General features: G+C 72.4%; 20 protein-coding genes. 10 read left to right on the top strand and 10 right to left on the bottom strand.

The genetic code is table 11. The annotated features are described in order from the left end of the window. Positions 1-99 precede the first annotated feature (99 nt). Entirely contained in the window at positions 100-513 is a 414-nt protein-coding gene (locus ACI3EY_RS13730; RefSeq protein WP_405040765.1) for a hypothetical protein, read from the top strand. An 82-nt stretch (positions 514-595) separates the two neighbouring features. Here ACI3EY_RS13730 and ACI3EY_RS13735 read toward each other — a convergent pair whose 3' ends face one another. Beyond that, positions 596-1,438, bottom strand: a complete 843-nt coding sequence (locus ACI3EY_RS13735) for a siderophore-interacting protein (protein WP_405040766.1) — start codon at positions 1,436-1,438, stop codon at positions 596-598. 106 nt (positions 1,439-1,544) lie between these two features. Between ACI3EY_RS13735 and ACI3EY_RS13740 the strand changes: the two genes are divergently transcribed. Genes ACI3EY_RS13740 through ACI3EY_RS13755 form a run of 4 tightly spaced genes read left to right on the top strand, consistent with a single transcriptional unit; the run spans position 1,545 to position 5,561 of the window. After that, positions 1,545-2,606: an iron-siderophore ABC transporter substrate-binding protein gene (locus ACI3EY_RS13740; protein WP_405040767.1), complete on the top strand. Its 1,062-nt coding sequence runs from the start codon at positions 1,545-1,547 to the stop codon at positions 2,604-2,606. After that, a complete protein-coding gene (locus tag ACI3EY_RS13745) occupies positions 2,603-3,652 on the top strand; it encodes a FecCD family ABC transporter permease (RefSeq protein ID WP_405040768.1) in 1,050 nt (349 codons plus the stop codon). The genes ACI3EY_RS13740 and ACI3EY_RS13745 overlap by 4 nt, the downstream gene beginning before the upstream one ends. After that, positions 3,649-4,752, top strand: a complete 1,104-nt coding sequence (locus tag ACI3EY_RS13750; protein ID WP_405040769.1) for a FecCD family ABC transporter permease — start codon at positions 3,649-3,651, stop codon at positions 4,750-4,752. Before ACI3EY_RS13745 ends, ACI3EY_RS13750 begins: the two co-directional genes overlap by 4 nt. Next, complete coding sequence (locus tag ACI3EY_RS13755) at positions 4,749-5,561, top strand: ABC transporter ATP-binding protein (protein ID WP_405036781.1); 813 nt, start codon at positions 4,749-4,751, stop codon at positions 5,559-5,561. Before ACI3EY_RS13750 ends, ACI3EY_RS13755 begins: the two co-directional genes overlap by 4 nt. Positions 5,562-5,595: 34 nt before the next feature. Here the strand turns inward: ACI3EY_RS13755 and ACI3EY_RS13760 are convergent, their stop codons facing one another. Beyond that, complete coding sequence (locus ACI3EY_RS13760) at positions 5,596-7,770, bottom strand: MMPL family transporter (protein WP_405040770.1); 2,175 nt, start codon at positions 7,768-7,770, stop codon at positions 5,596-5,598. Between the two features lie 53 nt (positions 7,771-7,823). On the opposite strand from ACI3EY_RS13760, the gene ACI3EY_RS13765 reads away from it, so the two are divergent. Genes ACI3EY_RS13765 through moaA form a run of 3 tightly spaced genes read left to right on the top strand, consistent with a single transcriptional unit; the run spans position 7,824 to position 9,888 of the window. After that, positions 7,824-8,327 (top strand): MarR family winged helix-turn-helix transcriptional regulator, encoded by a 504-nt coding sequence (locus tag ACI3EY_RS13765; RefSeq protein ID WP_405040771.1) that lies wholly within the window; start codon positions 7,824-7,826, stop codon positions 8,325-8,327. Positions 8,328-8,347: 20 nt separating this feature from the next. Beyond that, on the top strand, positions 8,348-8,872 hold the full coding sequence (locus ACI3EY_RS13770; RefSeq protein WP_405040772.1) for a MogA/MoaB family molybdenum cofactor biosynthesis protein: 525 nt from the start codon (positions 8,348-8,350) through the stop codon (positions 8,870-8,872). Then, entirely contained in the window at positions 8,872-9,888 is a 1,017-nt protein-coding gene (moaA, locus tag ACI3EY_RS13775) for a GTP 3',8-cyclase MoaA (RefSeq protein ID WP_405036785.1), read from the top strand. The genes ACI3EY_RS13770 and moaA overlap by 1 nt, the downstream gene beginning before the upstream one ends. A 98-nt stretch (positions 9,889-9,986) precedes the next feature. Here moaA and ACI3EY_RS13780 read toward each other — a convergent pair whose 3' ends face one another. Genes ACI3EY_RS13780 through ACI3EY_RS13795 form a run of 4 tightly spaced genes read right to left on the bottom strand, consistent with a single transcriptional unit; the run spans position 9,987 to position 13,515 of the window. Next, positions 9,987-10,226 (bottom strand): MoaD/ThiS family protein, encoded by a 240-nt coding sequence (locus ACI3EY_RS13780; protein ID WP_405040773.1) that lies wholly within the window; start codon positions 10,224-10,226, stop codon positions 9,987-9,989. Positions 10,227-10,248: 22 nt separating this feature from the next. Next, a complete protein-coding gene (locus tag ACI3EY_RS13785; protein ID WP_405040774.1) occupies positions 10,249-11,415 on the bottom strand; it encodes a GNAT family N-acetyltransferase in 1,167 nt (388 codons plus the stop codon). 1 nt (position 11,416) lies between these two features. Next, positions 11,417-12,634 carry a ThiF family adenylyltransferase gene (locus tag ACI3EY_RS13790; RefSeq protein WP_405036788.1) on the bottom strand — a complete coding sequence of 406 codons (1,218 nt, stop codon included), beginning with the start codon at positions 12,632-12,634 and terminating at the stop codon, positions 11,417-11,419. Between the two features lie 23 nt (positions 12,635-12,657). Further along, positions 12,658-13,515 carry a hypothetical protein gene (locus ACI3EY_RS13795; RefSeq protein WP_405040775.1) on the bottom strand — a complete coding sequence of 286 codons (858 nt, stop codon included), beginning with the start codon at positions 13,513-13,515 and terminating at the stop codon, positions 12,658-12,660. A gap of 117 nt (positions 13,516-13,632) precedes the next feature. Between ACI3EY_RS13795 and ACI3EY_RS13800 the strand changes: the two genes are divergently transcribed. After that, positions 13,633-14,301, top strand: a complete 669-nt coding sequence (locus tag ACI3EY_RS13800) for a response regulator transcription factor (protein WP_405036790.1) — start codon at positions 13,633-13,635, stop codon at positions 14,299-14,301. A 45-nt stretch (positions 14,302-14,346) separates the two neighbouring features. Here ACI3EY_RS13800 and ACI3EY_RS13805 read toward each other — a convergent pair whose 3' ends face one another. Continuing rightward, positions 14,347-16,086: an alpha-amylase family glycosyl hydrolase gene (locus ACI3EY_RS13805; RefSeq protein WP_405036791.1), complete on the bottom strand. Its 1,740-nt coding sequence runs from the start codon at positions 16,084-16,086 to the stop codon at positions 14,347-14,349. A 127-nt stretch (positions 16,087-16,213) separates the two neighbouring features. On the opposite strand from ACI3EY_RS13805, the gene ACI3EY_RS13810 reads away from it, so the two are divergent. Beyond that, entirely contained in the window at positions 16,214-17,485 is a 1,272-nt protein-coding gene (locus ACI3EY_RS13810) for a multidrug effflux MFS transporter (protein WP_405036792.1), read from the top strand. A gap of 106 nt (positions 17,486-17,591) precedes the next feature. On the opposite strand, the gene fdhF is transcribed toward ACI3EY_RS13810, so the two are convergent. From fdhF to ACI3EY_RS13825, 3 genes are read right to left on the bottom strand one after another with little or no spacing between them, the layout of a single operon-like run. Continuing rightward, complete coding sequence (fdhF, locus tag ACI3EY_RS13815; protein ID WP_405040776.1) at positions 17,592-20,738, bottom strand: formate dehydrogenase subunit alpha; 3,147 nt, start codon at positions 20,736-20,738, stop codon at positions 17,592-17,594. Then, positions 20,738-22,309 carry an NADH-ubiquinone oxidoreductase-F iron-sulfur binding region domain-containing protein gene (locus tag ACI3EY_RS13820; protein ID WP_405040777.1) on the bottom strand — a complete coding sequence of 524 codons (1,572 nt, stop codon included), beginning with the start codon at positions 22,307-22,309 and terminating at the stop codon, positions 20,738-20,740. Before ACI3EY_RS13820 ends, fdhF begins: the two co-directional genes overlap by 1 nt. After that, positions 22,306-22,800 (bottom strand): NAD(P)H-dependent oxidoreductase subunit E, encoded by a 495-nt coding sequence (locus tag ACI3EY_RS13825; RefSeq protein WP_405040778.1) that lies wholly within the window; start codon positions 22,798-22,800, stop codon positions 22,306-22,308. The genes ACI3EY_RS13820 and ACI3EY_RS13825 overlap by 4 nt, the downstream gene beginning before the upstream one ends. Positions 22,801-22,828: the final 28 nt, after the last annotated feature.

Below are 22,828 nucleotides of genomic sequence, written 5' to 3' on the forward strand. Positions count from 1 at the left end.
CGAGCGTCGCCTGTGGTTGCCCCCAGGCCCACCAGGCGTCGGGTGTGGTTGGGGGAGGAGGTGGTTGCGCGACCGTGACCTGGTTGACAGGGTGCGCCCATGGAGAGCATCCAGGTCGAACTGCCACGGGCGCGACGACGGTTCCAGACGGGGGCGTGGGGCCTGATCGTGATCGTCTGGATCCTGCAGACCAGCCTGCGCTGGGAGGACGGCACCTGGGCGCGCGCGGGTTCGGTCGCCGTCCTGCTGCTCACGATCACGATGTTCGTGGCCATCTGGCGCATCCGATCCTTCCGTGCCGACGCGGAGGGCCTGCACCGCAGCCTGCTGCACGGGCGGCGACGGATCCCCTGGCGTGACATCGACGAGGTCCGGCCAGCACCTGGACGACCCGACCTGCTCGTCTTCCGCGGACCGCGCGGCAGGACCCTGGCCGAGGGCGAGATGCCGATGCAGGAGGACCTGGAGCAACTGCAAACCTGGCACCGGTATGCGTTCGACCGCCCCCGGTGAGGTCGTCAAGCAACCACAGACGACGCTTGGTGGGCCGAGACCAACCACGGGCGACGCCCGGTCGGAGAAGAGGCCTCGAGCCTCAGTGGTCGGCGTCGGCCTTCCAGTAGCCGCAGAAGCTGATCTGCGCCTTGGGTATGCCCTGGCCCACCCAGTGCCGGCGCATCCCGGTCGCCAGCTCGGACTCCCCGGCGACCCAGGCGTAGACCTGCTCGTCCGCAGGCACCGGGACCCCTGACATCTCGGCGAGCGCGGACGCACCGGGACGCAGCTGCGTCGTCGACGAGCCGCGCACCACCCAGCGCACCTCGACGCCGTCCGGCCCCTCGAGCGGCTGTCGGTCGTCAGGATGCGGCACCTCCACCACGGCCACGCCGCGGGCCGCGCGCGGCAGGTCGCGCAGGATCCCGGCGAGCGCGGGCAGCCCGGACTCGTCCGCTGCCAGCAGCACGGTCGCCTCGGGCGACCCGGCGTAGATCGTGCCCTCGTCGATGATCGCCACCTCGTCGCCGGCCTCACAGGTCTGTGCCCAGGTCGACGCGGGGCCGGCGGTGCCCTCGGCGGCGCTGCCGTGCACCACCAGGTCCACGTCGACCTCCGGACCGTCCGGCCCGTCGGCGCGGTAGGCACGCACCGTGTAGTTGCGGATGACCGGACGCCGCTCGGCGGGCACCAGCATGAACCGCGCGTAGCTCGCCGTGGTCAGCCGGCGCGGCACGTGGGTCAGCGACTCGACCCCACCGGTCGGCAGAAAGAGCCGGAACCACTGGTCATGACCCATCGGCTCGAAGTCGGCCACGTCGCCGCCCCCGAGGGTGACCCGCGCCAGCGACGGGACGGGCCGGCTGGTCCGCAGCACGGTGAGCCGGAGCGGTCGCGGGTTCGCCGGCTTACGGCGGGCGGTCTGTGCCGATGTCTTGGCCATGGCCTCTTCCTCGGTGACGTGCGTGCGGTCCGACGCCGAGTGGTTGGCGCCTCCGGGAACAGGATATACATTAGGTGCGCCTTACCTAACTCGTCTAAGGAGAGACATGCCTCACAAGCGCACCCTGCTCGTCGCCGGGAGCCTCGCCGCGGCCCTGACCCTCGCCGCGTGCGGCGACGACAGCGGCGACGGCACGGGCTCCGGGACGAACGCCGACGCCGGCGACGACACCGCTGCTGCGGGCGGCGACACCGACGGCGCCTTCCCCGTCACCATCACCCACGCCTTCGGCGAGACCACGATCGAGGAGCAGCCCGAGCGGGTCGCCTCGGTGGCCTGGAGCAACCACGAGGTGCCGATCGCCCTCGGCGTCGTCCCGGTCGGTATGTCGGAGGCCGCCTGGGGCGACGACGACGGCAACGGGGTCCTCCCCTGGGTCGAGGACGCGCTGGCCGAGCTCGACGCGGAGACCCCGGTCCTCTTCGACGAGGCGGACGGCATCGACTTCGAGGCGGTGGCCGACACCGACCCGGACGTCATCCTGGCCGCCTACTCCGGTCTCACCCAGGAGGAGTACGACACCCTCAGCCAGATCGCACCCGTCGTCGCCTTCCCGGAGACCGCCTGGAACACCACGATGGACGAGATGATCCAGCTGAACAGCCAGGCGCTCGGGATGGCCGAGGAGGGCGAGGAGCTGATCGCCGACCTGGACCAGCAGATCGCGGACAGCCTGGAGGCATACCCCGAGCTGGAGGGACAGAACGCGGTCTTCGCGTACCTGGACCCCAACGACCTCAGCCAGATCGGCTTCTACACCACGCACGACCCGCGGGCCGCCTTCCTGGAGGACCTCGGGATGGGCACCCCGCAGGTCGTCTCGGACATCTCCGCGGACAGCGAGGCGTTCTACGAGACGGTCAGCGCCGAGAACAGCGACCAGTTCGACGACGCCGACATCTTCATCACCTACGGCGACGAGGCGATGCTCGACACGATCCAGAACGACCCGCTGCTGTCGCAGATCCCGGCGGTCGAGGCGGGCCAGATCGTGATCCTGCAGGACAGCACACCGCTGGCCGCCTCCACGAACCCCTCACCGCTGTCGATCGGGTGGGGCACCCAGGACTACGTGGAGCTGCTGGACGCAGCCGTCACCGGCCGATGACGCTCACCCTGGCACCGGAGACGCCACCACCGACCGCCGCCCCGCGGCGCTCGGTGGTGGCGTCCCGTGCCGGGATGGTGCTGGTCGCCCTCGTCGCCCTGGCGGCCGTCGGTATGCTCTCGGTCACCTTCGGGGCCCGCGACATCGCCATCGCCGACCTGTGGGCGGCCCTGGGCGGGAGCCAGGACAACGTGTCCCAGGCCGCGGTGGCCAAGCGCATACCGCGGACCTTCCTGGCGATGCTGGTGGGCGCCAGCCTCGGACTCGCCGGCGCCGTCATGCAGGGCGTCACCCGTAACCCGTTGGCCGACCCCGGCATCCTCGGGGTCACCTCCGGGGCGTCGCTGGCCGTGGTGACCGGCATCGTCTACTTCGGCCTCACCTCCCCCACCGGCTACATCTGGGTCGCCATCGCCGGGGCGGGCGCCTCGGCCGTCTTCGTCTACACCATCGGCTCGCTGGGCCGTGGGGGCGCGACCCCGCTCAAGCTGGCCCTGTCCGGGGCCGCGGTGTCGGCCGCCTTCAGCTCGCTGATCAGCGCCACCCTGCTCCCCCGGATCGACGTGCTCGACTCGTTCCGGTTCTGGCAGATCGGTGGGGTCGGTGGGGCCAGCCCGTCGCGGATCCTCACCGTGCTGCCCTTCCTCGCCGTCGGGGCGCTGCTGTCGATCGCGGTCGCCCGGGGTCTCAACTCGCTGGCCCTGGGGGACGACCTCGCCGCCGGGCTGGGCGAGCGGGTCGGGCTCACCCGGGCGGTGGCCGCCGTGGGCGCGGTCATGCTCTGCGGAGCGGCGACCGCCGTCGCCGGGCCGATCGCCTTCGTCGGTCTGGTCGTCCCGCACGCCTGCCGGCTCCTGGTCGGCACCGACCACCGGTGGCTGCTGCCGCTGTCCGTGGTGACCGGCGCGACCCTGCTCACCGCCGCCGACGTGGTCGGGCGCGTCGTAGCACGCCCCAGCGAGATCGACGTCGGGATCATCACCGCGCTGATCGGCGCCCCGATCTTCATCGTCATCGTCCGCCGGATGAGGGCGAGGGCGCTGTGACCTCCCCCGCGACCTCCGTGACGACCTCCGCGTCGGCCTCCGGGTCGCACGTCACCCCGGACGGGTCGCCGACCCCCGCCGCGACCGCGCTGGCCGCCGGGCGGCGCCGGCGCAGCGCATACCGTCGCCGGACCGCGCTCGTCCTGGGTGCCCTGGTGGTGGCGGTCTACTGCGCGAGCCTGATGGTCGGGCAGACCTTCTACGGGCCCGGGGAGGTGCTCGGGGTGGTCCTCGGCCAGGACGTCCCCGGGGCCTCGTTCACCGTCGGTGAGCTGCGGCTGCCGCGGGCCAGCCTGGCGCTGCTCGCCGGCGCCGCGCTGGGGATGGCCGGGGTCACCTTCCAGACCATGCTGCGCAATGCACTGGCCTCGCCCGACATCATCGGGATCAGCTCCGGCGCCAGCGCCGCGGCCGTAGTCGGGATCGTCGTGCTGAGCCTCGGGCGCCCGGCCGTCTCCGCCCTGGCGATCGCCGCCGCACTGGCCACCGCCACCCTCATCTACCTGCTCGCCTACCGCGACGGCGTCCTCGGGACCCGGCTCATCCTGATCGGCATCGGCATCTCGGCGATGCTCGACTCGGTGGTCGCCTACGTGATCCTCAAGGCGGCGACCTGGGACCTGCAGATCGCCATGCGCTGGCTGACCGGCAGCGTCAACGGCGCAACCTGGTCGGCGGTGGTGCCGCTCGCGGTCGCGACCGTGGTGCTGGTGCCGCTGCTGCTCGCGCAGTCCCGGGGGCTGGGCCTCATGCAGCTCGGGGACGACGCGGCGTCGGCGCTCGGGATCCGGGTCGAGCGGACCCGGTTCGTCGCGATCGTCGCTGCGGTGGGGCTGATCGCGTTCGCCACCGCTGCGGCCGGTCCGATCGCCTTCGTCGCCTTCCTGTCCGGGCCGATCGCGGCCCGGATCGTCGGCGCCGGCGGGTCGCTGATGGTCCCCTCCGCCCTGGTCGGGGCCCTGCTGGTGCTGACCGCCGACCTGGCTGGGCAGTACCTCTTCGGCACCCGCTACCCGGTCGGTGTCATCACCGGCGCGCTGGGCGCTCCGTACCTGGTCTACCTGCTGATCCGCACCAACCGAGCCGGAGGTTCCCTGTGACCGACGCCCACACCCTCGCCGCCCAAGGTGTCACCCTTGGGTACGGGGAGCGCACCGTGGTCCGCGACCTCAGCCTGACGGTCGAGCCGGGCCGGATCAGTTGCATCGTCGGGGCCAACGCCTGCGGCAAGTCGACGCTGCTGCGCTCGCTCGCCCGGCTGCTGAGCCCCAGCGAGGGCCAGGTCGTGCTGGACGGCAAGGAGCTGCACCGCCAGCCCACCAAGGTCGTCGCCCGCACCCTCGGTCTGCTGCCGCAGTCACCGACGGCGCCGGAGGGGATCGCCGTCGGTGACCTGGTCGCCCGGGGCCGCAGCCCGCACCAGCGGATGCTGAGCCGGTGGAGCGCCGCCGACGACCTCGCGGTCTCCGAGGCGCTGGAGATGACCGGCACCGCCGACCTGGTCGACCGGGCCGTGGACGAGCTGTCCGGCGGTCAGCGCCAGCGTGTCTGGATCGCGATGGCCCTGGCCCAGCGCACCGACATCCTGCTGCTGGACGAGCCGACGACCTTCCTGGACATCTGCCACCAGGTCGAGGTGCTGGACCTGCTCACCGACCTCAACCGCGAGCGCGGCACCACGATCGTGATGGTGCTGCACGACCTGAACCTCGCGGCCCGGTATGCCGACCGCCTGATCGCGATGGCCGACGGTGAGCTGTACGCCAGCGGCGCCCCGCACGAGGTGCTCACGCCGCAGGTGGTGCAGCACGTCTTCGGTCTGCGTAGCGAGGTCGTCCCGGACGTGGTCTCCGGGCGCCCGATGATCCTGCCCATCGGGCGCTACCACGCCGCCGACCCCGTCGCCTGAGCGCGCGCCCGGTCAGGACACAACGCGCGCCCGGTCAGGACACGACGCTCGCCCGGTCGGTGTGGAGGTCGGTGGTGGGGTCAACGCTGGGGGCGTCGCTGTCGCTGTCGGCCCGGTGCCGGCCGGCGTGGTCGACCTTGCGTGGCCACCAGAAGTGCTCCCCCAGCACCCGGACGATCGCGGGCACCAGCACGGTGCGCACCACCAGGGTGTCCAGCAGCACCCCGATGCAGATGACCACCCCGAGCTGGGCCAGCACCACCAACGGCAGCACACCCAGCACGGCGAAGACGGCCGCCAGCAGGATCCCGGCGCTGGTGATCACGCCACCGGTCGCGCCCAGGGCGCGCAGCACCCCCTCCCGGGTGCCGTGCACACCGGCCTCCTCCAGGGTCCGGGTGATCAGGAAGATGTTGTAGTCCACGCCGAGCGCGACCAGGAAGAGGAACGCGAGCAGCGGCATACCTGCGTCGATCGCCCCGAAGCCGAAGACCCCGGTGAACAGCCACCAGGAGATCCCGAGGGCGGCGCAGAAGGTCGCCAGCACCGAGGAGATGAGGATCACCGGGGCCAGGACCGAGCGCAGCAGCCCCATCAGCGAGAACAGCACCAGCCCGAGGATGAGCGGCATCACCACCCAGCGGTCCCGGATGTTGCCCGCGTCCGCGTCGACCGCGGAGGCGTCCCCTCCGGTGACGACCGCGGTCGCCCCCGCGTCGGCGACCGCCGTGCTGTCGGCGACCACGTCACGGACCCGCGCGACGGTGTCCTGCGACGCCTCGCTGCCGGCCTCGTCCGCGAGCACCACCTGGACCTGGCCGATCCCCTCCTGCGGCTCCGCGGGGGTCACCTGGGTGACCCCGTCCACCTCGCCGACGCCGCCGGCCAGGTCCTCGAGCACCGTCCCGGCGTCCTCGTCCGCGACGTCCCGCAGGTCGACGACCACCAGCAGCGGGTCGGAGAGCCCGGCCGGGAAGGACTCGGCGAGCCGCTGCGACGCGGTGATCGCCTCCGGCGTCTCCAGGAACTGGTCCTCGGGTGCCAGGCCGCTGCGGATCTGGGTGAGCCCGAACGCCATCGCGACCAGCAGCACCAGGGTGCCGCCGATGTAGGCCGCCGGCGCCTTGGCCACCCCGTCGCCGATGCGCCGCCACAGGGAGCGGGACTCGGCCAGCACCGCTTGGCCCTCACGGGGCACCTGCGGCCAGAAGATCCACCGCCCGAAGGTGACCAGCGCCCCGGGCAGCACGACCATCACGGCGAGCATCGCGACCAGGATGCCGACCGCGCAGGCCAGCCCCAGCCCGCGGGTGGACGGGAAGACCGAGAGCAGCAGGCAGAGCACACCGACGACCACCGTGCTGCCGCTGGCGATGATCGCCTCGGAGGAGCGCCGCAGGGCCACGGCCATCGCCGCGTGCCGGGAGGTGTGCGTGCGCAGCTCGTCCCGGTAGCGGCTGATCAGCAGCAGGGCGTAGTTCGTCCCCGCGCCGAAGACGAGCACCGAGAGGATGCCGATGGTCGACTCGTCCCAGGGGATGCCGACGCCGGCGAGCACGTAGGTGGCGGCGCTGGCAGCGGCCTGGTCGGCGATGCCGACGACGGTCAGCGGGACGACCCACAGCACGGGGCTGCGGTAGGTGATGATCAGCAGCAGGGCGACCACGGCCGCGGTGGCACCGAGCAGGGTCACGTTGGCCCCGTCGAAGACGGACGCCAGGTCGGCCTGGATGGCCAGCGGCCCGGTGACCTGGGTGGTGACCCCCTCCGGCGCGGCGTCGGCCAGGTCGGTCCGCATCTGCACCACCGCGTCCCGGGCGTCGGTCGCGGTGGCCGCCTCGACCTCGAGCACGCTGAAGGCTGCACTGCCGTCCTCCGCCGGGATCAGCGGGATCTGGTCGGCAGGGAGGTCGGGGGCCACGTCGGCGGCGATCCCGGTGACCACCTCGGTCAGGCCCGGTAGCTGCTGCTCGATCCCCTCGTCCTCGACGGTGAACAGGATGATCGCGGCCTGGCTGTCCTCGTCCGGCAGCTCCTCGAGCAGGGCCTGGCCCTCGGTGCTCTCGAAGCCGGCCGGCAGCGAGTCGAGCGGGGAGGCGGTGCGTTCGGCCTGCCCGACGCCACCGATGACCGCGGCTCCGAGCACGAGCGCGACGAGGGCGATGATCCAGCTTCGACGGCCGGTGAGGATCTGCACGAGGCGCTGCATGAGGCGGTCCTTCGACGTAGGCTAGGGTGGTCGTCAGGCAGTTACCTAACTAAGTGAGCAAGTTCGTGACAGAACATAGCACGCACGGGGCCTCCGCGCACACCGGGGACCCGCAGAGCCAGTGGGTCGCCCAGTGGGAGCGCAGCGAGATGCTGGACATGCTGCGCACGGTGCTCGACACCGGCCACCGCGTGCACCCTGCGCTCGCCCGTCGCGCCGGCCTGACCCAGACCGAGGTCGCGGTGCTGGAGCACGTGATGGAGACCCCGGTCGGCCCCAGCGAGTTGGCGGCCCGGCTGGGCGTGACGACCGCCGCGATGAGCGGCATCGTCGACCGGTTGCAGGCTCGTGGGCACGTCGAGCGGCAGCCGCACCCCACCGACCGCCGGCGGACCGCGGTGATCTGCACCGCGAGCGGGCGCGAGGAGCTGATGGGGCACCTGATGCCGATGTTCCTCGAGCTGGCCCGGATCGACGCCGACATGACGCCCGAGGAGCGCGCCGTGGTGCTCCGCTTCCTGACCGCCGCGGACCGGGCCATCAGGCGCCTGCTGTGATGCGTCCGTAGACTCGCACGATGAGTACTGATCAGCCCGCAGCGCCGCGGCGCCCTGCCGTGGCGATCACGGTGTCCGACCGCAGCTCCGCCGGCCGCCGCGAGGACACCTCCGGCGCCCTCCTGCTCGCCGCCCTCCAGGACCAGGGGTATGACGTCACCTCCACCGTCGTGGTCCCGGACGGGGTCGAGTCGGTCGCCGAGGCCCTGCGCGGGGCCGTGGACTCGGGCGCCCGGCTGGTGGTGAGCACCGGCGGCACCGGGATGGGCCTGCGCGACCTGACTCCCGAGGGCACCCGGCTGGTCATCACCCGGGAGAACCCCGGGATGGCCGAGCACCTGCGCCGGGAGGGGACCCGGCATACCCCGTTCGCGGCGGTCTCGCGTGGGGTGGTCGGCGTCGTCGACTGGCCCGCCGAGCGCGGCGTCGGGGGGACGCTGGTGATCAACCTGCCGGGACGGCCGTCCGCCGTCGAGGAGGGGATGGAGATCATCGGCCCGTTGCTGCCGCACGTGCTCTCCCAGATCTGCGGGGGCGACCACTGATGCCGGCCGCGGCGATGCGCGACCCGCTGGTCGACCGCTACGGCCGGGTGCACCGCGACCTGCGGATCTCGGTCACCGACCGGTGCTCGCTGCGCTGCACGTACTGCATGCCCGAGGAAGGTGTGCCCTGGCTGGCGCGGCCCACCATGCTCAGCACCGAGGAGGTCGTCCGCCTGGCCGGGGTCGCGGTCTCGATGGGGATCGAGGAGGTCCGGCTGACCGGTGGCGAGCCGCTGCTGCGCCGGGACCTGGTGGACGTGGTCGCCGGGATGGCGGCGCTGGACCCGGCCCCGGAGATCTCGATGACGACCAACGGGATCGGCCTGGACAAGAACGCGCCCGCCCTGCTCGCGGCCGGGATGACCAGGGTGAACGTCAGCCTCGACACGCTGCGCCGGGACGTCTTCATCGCGCTCGCCAAGCGGGACCGGTTGGACGGCACGCTCGCCGGGATCAGGGCGGCGGCCGACGCGGGCCTGGTCCCGGTCAAGATCAACACCGTGCTCATGCGCGGGGTCAACGACGACGCGGCCGACGTGGTGGCACTGCTCGACTTCGCCCTCGAGCACGGCTACGAGCTGCGCTTCATCGAGCAGATGCCGCTGGACGCCCAGCACGGGTGGGACCGCAGCCAGATGCTCACCGGCGAGGAGATCCTGGCCAAGCTGCGGACCGCCCACGAGCTGACGCCGCAGACGCCGGAGGAACGCGGCAGCGCCCCCGCCGAGCTCTTCATGGTGGACGGCGGACCGGCCACGGTCGGGGTGATCGCCTCGGTGACGATGCCGTTCTGCGGCAGCTGCGACCGGGTGCGGCTCACCGCCGACGGGATGATCCGCAACTGCCTCTTCGCGACCGGTGAGACCGACCTGCGTACGCCGATGCGCGAGGGCGCCTCCGACGACGAGCTCGCGGCGCTGCTGCGTTCCTCGATCGCCGGGAAGCTCCCCGGCCACGGGATCAACCAGCCCGACTTCCTGCAGCCGCCCCGCCCGATGAGCGCCATCGGCGGCTGACCACTCCCCGACCGAGCGTCGCCTGTGGTTGCTCTCACACCCACCGAGCGTCGCGCGTGGTTGCCCTCAGAGCGACCGGGCGTCGCCCGTGGTTGCCCTCAGCCGCCGGCGAAGGGCGGCAGGACGTCCAGCACGGCGTCCTGCGCCAGGGGAAGCTGCGGGTCGGAGACGTACTGACCTTCGTGCAGGACCGAGCTCAGCTCGAGGACCCTGGTCAGCTCGGCGCCGTGCCGCTCCCGCAGGTCCGCCAGCAGCGCGCCGAGGTCGGCCGCCTCCACCCGCTCGCTCTCCGTGCCTGCGGCCTCCGCGGCCGCCGCGAAATACCTCACCGTCGCCATACCGGCAGTGTGTCAGACCGGCTCACCCCAGGCTGACCACGCGTCGCCGCTCGTTCAGGACGTACTCGCCGCGGCGATCGAGCTGCGTCGCACCGTCCTCGTGCCACCCGTGTCGCTCGTAGAAGCTGGCTGCCCGCTCGTTCCCCTCCAGGACCCAGAGGTATGCCCGGCCGAAGCCGTGCGCGCGCAGGTGCGCCTGCGCCGCCAGCAGCAGCCGGTGCCCGGCCCCCGTACCCCACGCCTCGGGACGGACGTACAGCGCGAGCAGCTCCCCCTCGCCACGGTGGGAGTCGTCACGCGACGGGCCGGCGACAGCCCACCCGACCACCTCCCCGTTCATCTCCGCCACGAGCTCGGCGACCCTCGCGTCGGCATGCTGCTCATCCCAAGCCCTCCTCCGGTTGGCCGCCTCGCTCGGGACGTCCAGGCGGTCGAGGAGCGGTGGCGGCAGCAGGTCCCGGTAGGCGACGAGCCAGGCGGCGACCCGCACGGACGCGATGGCGGTGACGTCCTCCACCGAAGCGGGCCGCACGCGCGGCGGCGCGTTCCCGCCCCACCGGGCCAGGTCCTCCCAGGTGTCGACGTCCCCGAGGTCCTGCGCCGGCCCGTGGACCTCGCGCCAGGCCAGGTCCTCGACCAGCGAACGGACCGACGCCCCCTGCTCGACGTCGAGCCGGGCCCGTGCCGCCACGAGCGCCGTACGACGGTAGATCGCGAGCAGCCACTGCCGGCGCCCGTCCGGATGGCGCCGGCAGAGGGCGTCGACCTGGGCGGGCAGCTGTGCGACGTGTCGCCGCAGCTCCGCCAGCACCGGCGCCGCGCGGGGTTGGTCGACCGCGGCGACCGCCACCCATACCGCGGGCTCGGAACCGTCCGCGAGCCTGACCAGCGCGTCCAGCCCGGCACCGATCCCGGCAGCAGGCCCGCCCCCGGGCGGCTCCTCGCTCGTCTGCGCTATGCCCTCGGGCACCGGGGTGTCACCGACCACCACCACGCGTCCGCCCAGGTCGGGGCCGGCGGCCAGCACCCGCTGCAGCAGGCTGCGGCCCTCGACCACGAGGGCGGCCTTGTCCTGCCCGCCGAGCCGCTCACCACGCCCGCCGGCGAGGACGATCAGGTCGACCGTGGGCGCGGCGGTGGGCATACCGGAGGGGGTGTCGAACGGACCCACGGACGACTGAGCACCCATCTCAGTACGTCGGCAGGCTCGGGTCGACCTGCTCGATCCAGCCCAGCATGCCGCCCGACATCACGCTGATGTCCGGGTGCCCCAGCCGCACCAGATGCGCGGCCGCGCGCTCGGCCCGCGGGCCTGCCTTGCAGTAGACGACGACCGGGCCCTCGGGCAGCTGGTCGAGCCCGTCCCAGCTGAGGACCTCCCCGACCGGGACCCGCAGCGCCCCGGGGACCGTGCCCAGCTCGTGCTCGGCCGGTTCCCGGACGTCCAGGAGGACCGGCGGAGCAACCACAGACGACGTCTGGTCGCCCTGAGAGCAACCACGGGCGACGCTCGGTGGGGAAGGGGAAGGGCCGGTGGGCGGGGGAGGTGAGCCGGCGAGCAGGTCGCGGACGTCCGTGGGCGACAGCTCGCGCAGCGGGACGACGTCGCGCACCGGTTCCCGTTCCACCGGCGCCAGCACCGCACCCGCCGGGCGCAGGGGGATCTCCCGCGTCCGCTGGGTGAGCGAGTCGATCAGCAGCACCCTCCCGACCAGCGGCTCCCCGAACCCACAGATCAGCTTGACCGCCTCGGCCGCCATGATCGAGCCCACCTGCCCGACCAGGGCACCCAGCACCCCGGCCTCGGAGCAGCTGGGCACGTGCTCGGGTCGCGGCGGGACCGGGAAGAGGTCGCGCAGCGACACGGCGTCCGGCACGCCCGGCACGAAGGTCGCCACCTGCGCGTCGAAGCGCAGCACCGCGGCCCACACCATCGGGATACCGAGCTCGACGCAGGCGTCCGAGACGGCATACCGGGTGGGGAAGTTGTCGGCCCCGTCGAGCACGACGTCGTGCCCGGCCAGCAGCTCGGTCGCGTTGTCCGCGTCGATCCGGGTATGCCGCACGGCCACCGTCACGTCCGGGTTCAGCCCCCGCGCGAAGCCGGCGGCCGACTCACCCTTGGCGGTCCCGACCGCGTCGCTGCGGTGGATGACCTGCCGCTGCAGGTTGGTGACGTCGACGACGTCGTCGTCGATGACCGTCAGGTGCCCGACCCCGGCTGCCGCCAGGTAGGCGATCACCGGGCTGCCCAGCCCGCCGGCGCCCACCACGGCCACCCGTGCGGCCAGCAACCGGCGCTGGGCCTCCAGGCCCATCCCGGGGACCAGCAGGTGGCGGGAGTAGCGCGAGACCTGGGCGGAGGTCAGCGGTGGGCCGGGCTCGACCCGTGGTGCCGGTGCGCTCATGGCACCAGTGTGCCTGGCCCGGCTCAGCCGGCGGCGATCCGCCCGCTGCGGTCCTGGCGCAGCAGACCCTCGCCGACCAGTCGGGTCAACCAGGGGCTCCCCGGCTCGGCGCCCCAGCGCTCCCGCCAGACCTTCGTGTGCGCGAGGGCGTGCTTGACCTCCTGCTCGGGGCTGAGCCGGTCCTCCGGCTGGCGGTAGACCTCGGTCCCGCCGACCCAGACCAGCGACCCGCCGTGCCCGGAGACCACGGTCCCGAAGTCGAAGGCCTCCAGCCCGGGGCCGGTGTAGTCGGGGCAGAACCCGCCGACCGCGGTGAAGTCCTCGGCGCTCATCGCGAAGACGTCCGGGGAGAAGAGGTGCCACCGGTCGTCCCGCCGGTACTGGCCCGGCGCCAGGTCGGGGGCACCCGGGGTGCGCCTGCCCAGCTCGTGCAGGGTCCGCAACGGGTAGCCGACCGCCGGGTTCTCCACGGGGGGCAGGTCGAGCATCGGCCCGGACCACACGACGGGCCCGCTGGTGCCGGCAGCCGCGGCGCCCTCGGTCGCCGCGGTGACGTAGCGCTCCAGGGTCCGCGGGCCGGGGAGCACGCCCCCGCCGAGGAAGACGAGGATCTGCGCGCCCTCCTCGATCGCGATCTCGGCGGCCAGGTTGCGCGCCGCCGCGTACGGGAGCGCACGGCGGTCCGTGGGGACGGGCCGGACCACCGTGCGCCATCTGTCCGTGCCGAGGGGCAGTCGTCCGCGGGTGAGGTCGCGATCCCCCATGGAGATCACGACGTGCAGGTCAGGGGGCACCGACCCGACGGAGAGCCCATCCACCTGGCCGAGCAGCGCATCGTGGTGCGCGCGCGTCATCGTCAGCACGGCGAGGGTCCCTGGCACGGGCTGAATAGTAGACCGTTCAACTGACAGGCGACCACATCCTTTGGGGTGGTGATCAGTATGGTGCACGTCACTTCACCTGGCCTCGAGGCGGCGGCGCCGATAGCCTCAACACGCATGGACACCGGCAAGCCGCTCCGCGTCGCCCTGATCAACGACTACGAGGTCGTGGTTCGCGGCCTGGAGGCCATGCTCGCCCCCTTCGACCACCGCATCGCGGTCGTCGAGCTGGGTGCCCAGGTAGAGGTCGCGAGCCCGGTCGACGTCACCCTCTACGACACCTTCTCCGAGCCGCAGGTCCATGGCGAGGAGTTCGACGACGTGCTCGCCAGCGATGACCCCGGTGCGGTGGTCGTCTACACCTGGAACGTCGAGCCGACACTGGTGGAGACGGCCCTGGCCAAGGGGTGCCGCGGCTACTTCGGCAAGTCCATCAGCGGAGCCGAGCTGGTGAGCGCCCTCGAGCGGGTCGCGGCCGGTGAGGTCGTGGTCGCCCCGCAGACGAGCTTCCGGGTCCCGGAGCCCGGGCACGCCCCCGGCGACTGGCCGGGCAGGGCCCACGGCCTGTCCGCCCGCGAGTCCGAGATCGTCGCCCTCATCACGCAGGGGCTGACCAACCAGGACATCGCCCTGCGCACCTACCTGTCGATCAACTCGGTCAAGACCTACATCCGCACCGCCTACCGCAAGATGGGGGTCACCCGACGCTCGCAGGCGGTCCGCTGGGGGCTGGAGAACGGCATGCGCCCCGACACCGGGAGACTGATCCGCCGACCCACCGGGTGACCGTCGCCCAGCCGACAGGCCGGATGTTCCCCGGGGCGTGCCCGCTCAGGCGGGCGTGTACACCACCACCGAGTACGGCCCGACGTCCAGCACCCCGGTCCCGTCGGTGGCGTCGATGTCACCGCTGGGGTGGTCCCCGAACAGCTGGCTGTAGGCCTGGGCGTCGCTGTTGAACTGCAGCTGCCACACCCCCGCCGGGAGCTCGGCCTCCTGCTGCACGGCCTGCGCCGACAGGTTCATCGCGACCAGCACGTGCTGACCGTCGCCGGAGGACCGCACGTAGGCCAGCAGCTTCTCCTCGTCGTCCTCGACGACGACGGTGGTGTGCGGCCCGCTCAGCCCGGCGGTGCGCCCGTCCAGGTTGAGCCGCATCCGGATCAGGTCGCGGAACATCTGGGTGATGTCGCGGAACGCCCAGGCGCGGTCCCAGTCCAGCGGCACCGTGTCCCGGAACCACTCGTCCTCCAGGAACTCCTGCCCCTGGAAGAGCATCGGCATACCCGCGGCGGTCAGCACCAGGGCGGCACCCAGGGTCGCCCGCTTCTGCGCGTCCCAGCCGCTCGGGTTCTCCCCCTCGACCTCGGAGGTGATCCGCGCCTTGCCGTTGGAGACCTCGTCGTGCGACTCGGTGTAGACCACCCGGTCGAACGGGTTCTGGTACTGGTGGGTGAGCGCGGCGGAGACGGCCGGCACGGACCGGTTCGCGTCGTCGATCGTGATCAGGGCCTCGCGCACGGGGTGCACGAACTGGCTGTCCCACTGGGCGTGCATGGCAGCCCCACCTTCCTCGGTGGAGGTCACGGCGGCCTCGTTGTGCAGGTCCTCGGCGATCACCAGGTGCCGGGGGAACTCGGTGCGCACCATCTCCCCGACCTGGCGCATCATCTCCCAGCCCTCGGGGATCTCGTCGCCGTGGGTGCCCTCCACCCGCCGCATGTAGGGCGTCATGTCGAGACGGAGCCCGTCGCAGTGGTAGTCCGCCAGCCACATCCGCGCGTTGTCGAGGATGAAGTCGCGGACCTCCGGGCGTCCGTAGTCCGGCCGGGTGTCGCCCCACGGGGTGGCCGAGCGGTGGTCGTTGTAGAAGTAGATCCCGCCCTTGCCGTTCTCGGACCAGCCGTCGAACTGCCAGGTCGGCAGGTCCGAGGGACCGAAGTGGTTGTAGACCACGTCCACGATGACCGCGAGGCCACGCTTGTGCGCCTCCCGGACGAAGGACTTCAGCGCGTCCGGGCCGCCGTAGGTCGACTCGACGGCGAAGATGTGCGCCGGGTTGTACCCCCAGGAGTAGTCACCCGCGAACTCCATCAGCGGCATCAGCTCGATCGCGTTGACGCCCAGGCCGACCAGGTAGTCGAGCTTGCCGGACAGGTCGTTCAGGTCGGCCGGTCCACCGTCGGGGGTGTCGACGAAGCTGCCGATGTGGGTCTCGTAGATGACCATCTCGTGCTGCCGGGGTGGGGTGAAGTCGTCACCCTCCCAGTCGAAGGCACCGTGGTCGTAGAGCAGGCCGTTGCCGACCGAGTTGGTCACCGCCAGGGCGCGGGGGTCGATCCGGTGGACGCGCTCCTCCCCGGCTGTCACGACGTACTGGTACTGCTGCCACATCTGCGCCCCGGGCAGCTCGGCGTACCAGTTGCCGTTGCCCTCGTGCTCCATCGGGCACCGGTCGGCGTCCCAGTCGTTCGCGTCCCCGACCACGTGCACCGCGGTGGCGTGGGGTGCCCACACGCGGAAGGCATACCCACCCTCGATCGGGATCGCTCCCATGCCGGTGACGCTCAAGCGTGGCTCCTTCTGCTGGACTTCTCGGGTGGGGCACGGGGCCGGGCCCGCTGTCGATGGTAGTCCGGGGAGCCGGGATGTCCTGTCCGACGAGCACCCCCCACCGGCGCCGGGCTACCGTGAGCCGGTGACGTCGAACCCGCCGAAGACTCCCCGCGCCGGCATCGTCACCCCCACCCGAGCGACCCTGCTGCTCACCACGACGCTGGCCTCGCTGGCGATGATCGGGCCGTTCACGATCGACACCATCTTCCCGGGGTTCGAGGCGATCGGCCGCGACTTCGACGCGGACACCGCGGCGCTGCAGCAGATCACCAGCGTCTACCTGCTCAGCTTCGCGGTGATGAGCATCTTCCACGGGCCGATCTCGGACGCCCTGGGCCGCAAGCCGGTGATGATCGGCGGGCTCCTGGGGTATGTCGTCGCCTCCGTCGTGTGCGCGCTGGCGCCGTCGCTGACGGTGCTGCTGGTGGCCCGTGCTGCGCAGGGCCTGTTCGCCGGGGCCGCGACGATCGTCAGCCGGGCCGTCATCCGCGACCTCTTCTCCGGCGCCGAGGCGCAGCGGCTGATGGCCCGGGTGATGATGATCTTCGCCGTGGCACCGGCGATCGCGCCGGTCATCGGCGGCGAGATCCTGCGTTTCGGGCCGTGGCACTGGGTGTTCTGGTTCGTCGCCGGCTACGGGTTGCTGGCCGCGCTGCTCACCGCGACCGTGCTGCCCGAGACGCTGCCGCCCGAGGACCGGCGCCCGCTCCGGGTCGGCACCGTCGTGGAGGGCCTGTGGCGGGTCGCCCGCTCCGGTCGCTTCGAGCGGCTGGCCTTCTGCTCGGCGTTCACCTTCGCGTCCTACTTCCTCTACGTCGTGGCCGCCCCGATCGTCGTCGTCGACCTGCTGGGCAAGGGCGAGCAGGACTTCTGGATGCTCTTCGTGCCGATGATCGGCGGCATGGTCATCGGATCGATGCTGACCAACCGGCTCGCGGGCCGGGTGGACACCGACCGGATGCTGGACGTGGTGATGGTGGGCCTGCTGGTCGCCGCGGGCCTCAACGTCGGGCTGGCCGCGCTGGTGCCCAGCCTGCCCTGGGTGGTGCTCGGTCCGGCCGCCACCGGGATCGCGATCGGCGTCGCCTTCCCGGTGCTGCAGCTGGCCATGCTCGACCTCTTCCCGCACGACCGCGGGTCGGCGGCCTCGATGGCCTCCTTCGCCACGCTCGTCTTCAACGCCCTGCTGGCCGGGGCCATCGTGCCGCTGGTCACCGGCAGCCTGCTGACGACGGCGCTGACCAGCGCCGGCTTCGCCGTGCTCGGTGCACTGCTGTGGGCCTGGCACCGCCGCGCCACGGCTGCCCCGGCGGAGGCGGTCCCGGCCGTCGAGCCCACCACCCGTACGCAGTAGTCGTCCTGCTGCGGCCGTGCAGCACGACATCAGGACGACGGGTGCCTACGAGTGGTGCTGGGCCCGGGTAGGCGTGCCGCAGGTCGACCGACCCACGGCTGACGACTCAGCCACCGGAGGGCTCGGCGACCTCGGCCCGGTCGATCTCACCCTGCCGGTAGAACTCGACACCGGCCCGCAGCAACGGGTCCATCTGCTCGCCGCGCTGCACCCGGGCGACGATGCCGGCCCGCATCCGGGGGTCCCAGAACTTGCGCAGGTGGGTGGCGATCTCCTCGGCGGCCCGCTCCGGCGGCAGATGCGCCATCGCCCGGGCGATGTCGTTGCCCATCCGCAGGTCGGCGGGCAGCTCCACCCGGTCCTCCGGCGGCCCGGCGTTCTGCACCGCCACCTGGACCGCGGTGACCTTGTACTCCGGGCAGTTGGTCGCCCAGTCCGAGTTCTCGGTGGTGACCACGTTGGCGCCGGTCACCGGGTGGTGGAAGGTCGTGTAGACGACGCCGGGCTGCATCCGCTCCGAGACCACCGCCGTCAGCGACGTCGCCCCGACCCGGCTGGCCAGCTCGACCCGGTCCCCGTCGTGGATGCCCCGCAGCTCGGCGTCCGCCGGGTGGATCTCCAGCACGTCCTGCTCGTGCCATGTCGAGTTCGCGGTGCGCCGCGTCTGGGCACCCACGTTGTACTGGGACAGGATCCGCCCGGTGGTGAGGATCAGCGGGAAGCGACGGTTCGTAGTCTCGGTGGTCGGCACGAAGACGGTCGGCACCAGCCGGCCCTTGCCGCGCACGAACTCGTCCACGTGCATCGTCGGGGTGCCCTGCGGTGCGGCGTCGTCCACCGGCCACTGCATGGACCCCTCGGCGTCCAGCCGGGCGAAGCTCACCCCGGCGAAGGTGGGCGTGGTGGCCGCGATCTCATCCATGATCTCCGCCGCGGAGGCATACCCCATCGGGTAGCCCATCGATGTGGCGATGTCGCAGACGATCTGCCACTCGTCCTTGCCGACGACGCTCGGCATCACCGGTCGCACCCGGCCGAGGCGCCGCTCGGCGTTGGTGAAGGTGCCGTCCTTCTCCAGGAAGCTGCTGCCGGGCAGGAAGACGTGGGCGTACCGCGCGGTCTCGTTGAGGAACAGGTCCTGGACGACGACCAGCTCCATCGAGCGCAGCGCCGACCGCACGTGGTGCAGGTTCGGGTCGGACTGGGCGATGTCCTCGCCGTGCACGAAGAGTCCCTTGAAGCTGCCCCCGATCGCGGCGTCGAACATGTTCGGGATCCGCAGTCCGGGCTCCGGGTCCAGGGTGACGCCCCACAGGTCCTCGAAGATCGAGCGCACCGCCGGCAGCGAGATGTGCCGGTAGCCGGGCAGCTCGTGCGGGAAGGACCCCATGTCGCAGGAGCCCTGCACGTTGTTCTGGCCGCGCAGCGGGTTCACGCCGACCCCGGCCCGGCCGATGTTGCCGGTGATCATGGCCAGGTTGGCCATCCCCATCACCATCGTCGAGCCCTGGCTGTGCTCGGTGACGCCCAGCCCGTAGTAGATCGACCCGTTCGGGGCGGCCGCGAAGAGCCGGGCCGCGGACCGCACCTGCTCGGGGTCCAGACCGGTGGCCGCCGCCGTGGCCTCCGGGCTGTTCTCCGGGTCCGCGATGAACTCCAGGTATGCCTGCACGTCCTCGCAGCGCCGGGCCAGGAACTCCGTGTCGTGCAGCCCCTCGGTGACGACCACGTGGGCGAGCGCGTTGACGAAGGCGACGTTCGAGCCGGGCAGCAGCGGCAGGTGGTATGCCGCCTCCACGTGCGGGGAGCGCACCAGGTCGATCCGGCGCGGGTCGGCGACGACGATCTGGGCGCCCTGACGCAGCCGCTGCTTCATCCGGGACGCGAAGACCGGGTGCGCGTCGGTGGGGTTGGCACCGATCAGCAGCACCACGTCGGTCTCCTCGACGGAGGCGAAGTCCTGGGTGCCGGCGGAGGTGCCGAAGGTCTGGTTCAGCCCGTAGCCCGTGGGGCTGTGGCAGACCCGGGCGCAGGTGTCGATGTTGTTGTTGCCGAATGCCGCCCGCACCATCTTCTGGACGACGTAGACCTCCTCGTTGGTGCACCGGGAGGAGGAGATGCCGCCGATCGAGCCCACCCCGTGGCGCTCCCGGATGTCCAGGAAGCCGCGGGCGACCCGGTCGATCGCCTCCGACCAGCCGACCTCGCGCCACTCGTCGTCGATCGAGTCGCGGACCATCGGGGACAGCTGGCGGTCCTCGTGGTTGGCGTAGCCGTAGGCGAAGCGTCCCTTGACGCAGCTGTGCCCGTCGTTGGCCTTGCCCGCCTTCAGCGGGATCATGCGGACCACGTCGGTCTTCTGGGTGCCGTCAGCGGCGCGGGTGTCGGTGACCTCGGCACGGAAGGTGCAGCCGACCCCGCAGTAGGCGCAGGTGGTCTCCACGACGCGCTTCGGCATACCCAGGCTGACCAGGGACTTCTCGGCGAGCGCGTCGGTGGGGCAGGCCTGCACGCAGGCGCCGCAGGAGACGCACTCGGAGGAGAAGAAGTCGCCCGGCCCCGGGGCGATCCGGGAGTCGAAGCCGCGGCCCTCCACGGTCAGCGCGAAGGTGCCCTGCACGTCGGAGCAGGCCCGCACGCAGCGGGAGCAGACGATGCACGCCTGCGGGTCGTAGTCGAAGTAGGGGTTGGAGGTGTCCTTGGCGGCACCGCCGTCGACATGGGTGTGCGTGGGGGTCTCTCCCCGCCCACCCGGCAGGCCGTAGCGCACCTGCTCGACCCCGGTCTGCCGGGCGAGCGTCTGCATCTGGCAGCTCCCGCGCTCGCAGCCGGCGCAGTCGCTCGGGTGGTCGGACAGGTAGAGCTCCATCACCCCGCGCCGCAGCCGGCGCACCTGCTCGGTGTCGGTGCGCACCACCGCCCCCTCGGCGCACGGGGTGGTGCACGAGGCCGGGGCACCCTTGCCGCCCTCGACCTCCACCAGGCAGAGCCGGCACGAGCCGAAGGCCTTGAGGCTGTCGGTGGCGCACAGGCTGGGGATCTGCACGCCGGCCTCGCGGGCGGCCCGCAGCAGCGAGGTCCCGGCCGGGACGCTCACCTCGCGGTCGTCGATGGTCAGCGTCACCGTCCCGCTCCCGGCCCCCTCGACCGCGGGCGTGCCGTAGTCCGGCTCCGGCTCGTAGGCCGCTCCGGTCGGGTCCATCAGCATGCCCCCGTGGGCGGCGGCCTGCTCGGGCGTGAAGATCGGCTTCATCACGGGCTCCTCTCGAAGTCCTCCGGGAAGTGGCTGATGGCGCTGCGGACCGGCATCGGGGTCAGCCCGCCCATCGCGCACAGCGACCCGGTGGTCATGGTCTCGCAGAGGTCCTCCAGCAGCACGAACAGCTGGTCGCGCCCGGGCGCGGAGGACGGGGTGGCGCAGATCCGGTCGATCGTCTCGACCCCGCGGGTGGACCCGACCCGGCACGGGGTGCACTTGCCGCACGACTCGACCGAGCAGAACTCCATCGCGAACCGGGCCATCGCGGCCATGTCGACCGACTCGTCGAAGACGACGATCCCGCCGTGGCCGAGCATCGCGCCCGCCTCGGCGAGCTCCTCGTAGCCCATCGGGACCTCGAGCCGGTCGTCCGGCAGGTAGGCCCCCAGCGGGCCGCCGACCTGCACCGCCCGCACCGGGGCACCGCTGCGGGTGCCGCCGCCGATGTCGTGGACCAGCTCCCGCAGGCTGATCCCGAGGTCGGCCTCGAAGACCCCGCCGCGGGCGATGTTGCCGGCCAGCTGGAAGATCTGGGTGCCGCGCGACCTGCCCAGGCCGCGGGCGGCATACGCCTCGCCGCCCTGCGCCAGCACCATCGGCACCGCCGCGAAGGTGAGCAGGTTGTTGACGACCGTCGGACAGCCCCACAGACCCTCGAGCGCGGGGATCGGCGGCTTGGCCCGCACCTCCCCGCGGCGCCCCTCGAGGGACTCCAGCATCGAGGTCTCCTCGCCGCAGATGTAGGCCCCGGCCCCCACCCGCACCTGCAGGTGGAAGGCCCGGCCGCTGCCTGCCACGTCGTCGCCGAGCCAGCCGTGCCGGGTCGCCACCGCGATCGCCTGGCGCAGGGTCGCGACGGCGTCCGGGTACTCGCTGCGGCAGTAGATGTAGCCCTGGGTGGCGCCCACCGTGGTCGCCGCGATCGCCATCCCCTCGAGCAGGGTGAACGGGTCCCCCTCGGACAGCATCCGGTCGGCGAAGGTGCCGGAGTCGCCCTCGTCCAGGTTGCAGGCGACGTAGATCTGCTCGGCGCCCTGCTCCCGGGCCTGCAGCACGGTGCGCCACTTGATGCCGGTCGGGAAGCCGGCGCCGCCGCGGCCGCGCAGCCCGGAGGTGACCAGCTCCTCGACCACGTCGGCCGGGTCCAGCTGCAGGCTGCGGCGCAGCCCGGCCCAGCCGCCGCCTGCCTCGTAGGCCTCGATGTCGGTCGGTTCGGCCAGCCCCAGCCGGGCCAGGCTGACCCGTTGCTGCCGGGCCAGCCACGGGTCGTCGTCGACGACCCCGACGAACTCGACGGCCTGGCCACCCTGCTCGACCGGCTCCCCGTCCAGCATCCCGGCCCGCACCAGGTCGACGACCGCGGCCGCCGTGACACCGGCATACCCGATCCGGCCCTTGTCCGTCTCGACCTCCACCAGCGGCTCCCGCCAGAGCATCCCGCGGGAGCCGTTGCGGCGCACCCGCACGTCCGGGTATGCCGCCAGCGCGGCCGCGACCTCGTCCGCCCCGACCGCGCGGGCGGAGGAGTCACAGGGCACCCAGACGACGCTCGTGGCCACCGTCACCGGGACCACTCCTGCTCGGCGTGGGCCAGGTCGGCCTCGGTGACCCGCCCACGGAGCACCCCGTCGAGGCTGGCCGTGGGGCCCAGGGCGCAGTTGCCGAAGCAGAAGATCTCCCGCACCCCGACGTCCACCCGCTTCCCGAACCGCTGCTGCGCGGCGGCGTACAGGGCGGCCGCACCGACGGCCTGGCAGGCCTCCGCGCGGCATACCGCGACCTCGTGCGCGGGCGGCGGGGTACGACGGAAGTCGTGGTAGAAGCTGACCACCCCGTGCACCTCGGCCACCGAGAGGTTCAGCACGTCGGCGACCTGGAGGACGTCCTCGTCCGCGACCCACCCGTGCTCGGCCATCACCGCGTGCAGGATCTCCAGCAGCGACCCGCGCTCGGGCGCCCGCTCGGTGGCGATCCTGCGGACCGACTCGGCCCGTGGCGATCTGGGCGCCGGAGCACCCTGTGGTGCCCGTCCCCGCTCTCGCTGACCTCGCGGCACGTCCGCGCCTCCCGTCCTTGGGTCTTGT

It is taken from the genome of Serinicoccus shuyuelongi, assembly GCF_045032955.1.
In the GTDB taxonomy this organism is placed as follows: domain Bacteria; phylum Actinomycetota; class Actinomycetes; order Actinomycetales; family Dermatophilaceae; genus Ornithinicoccus.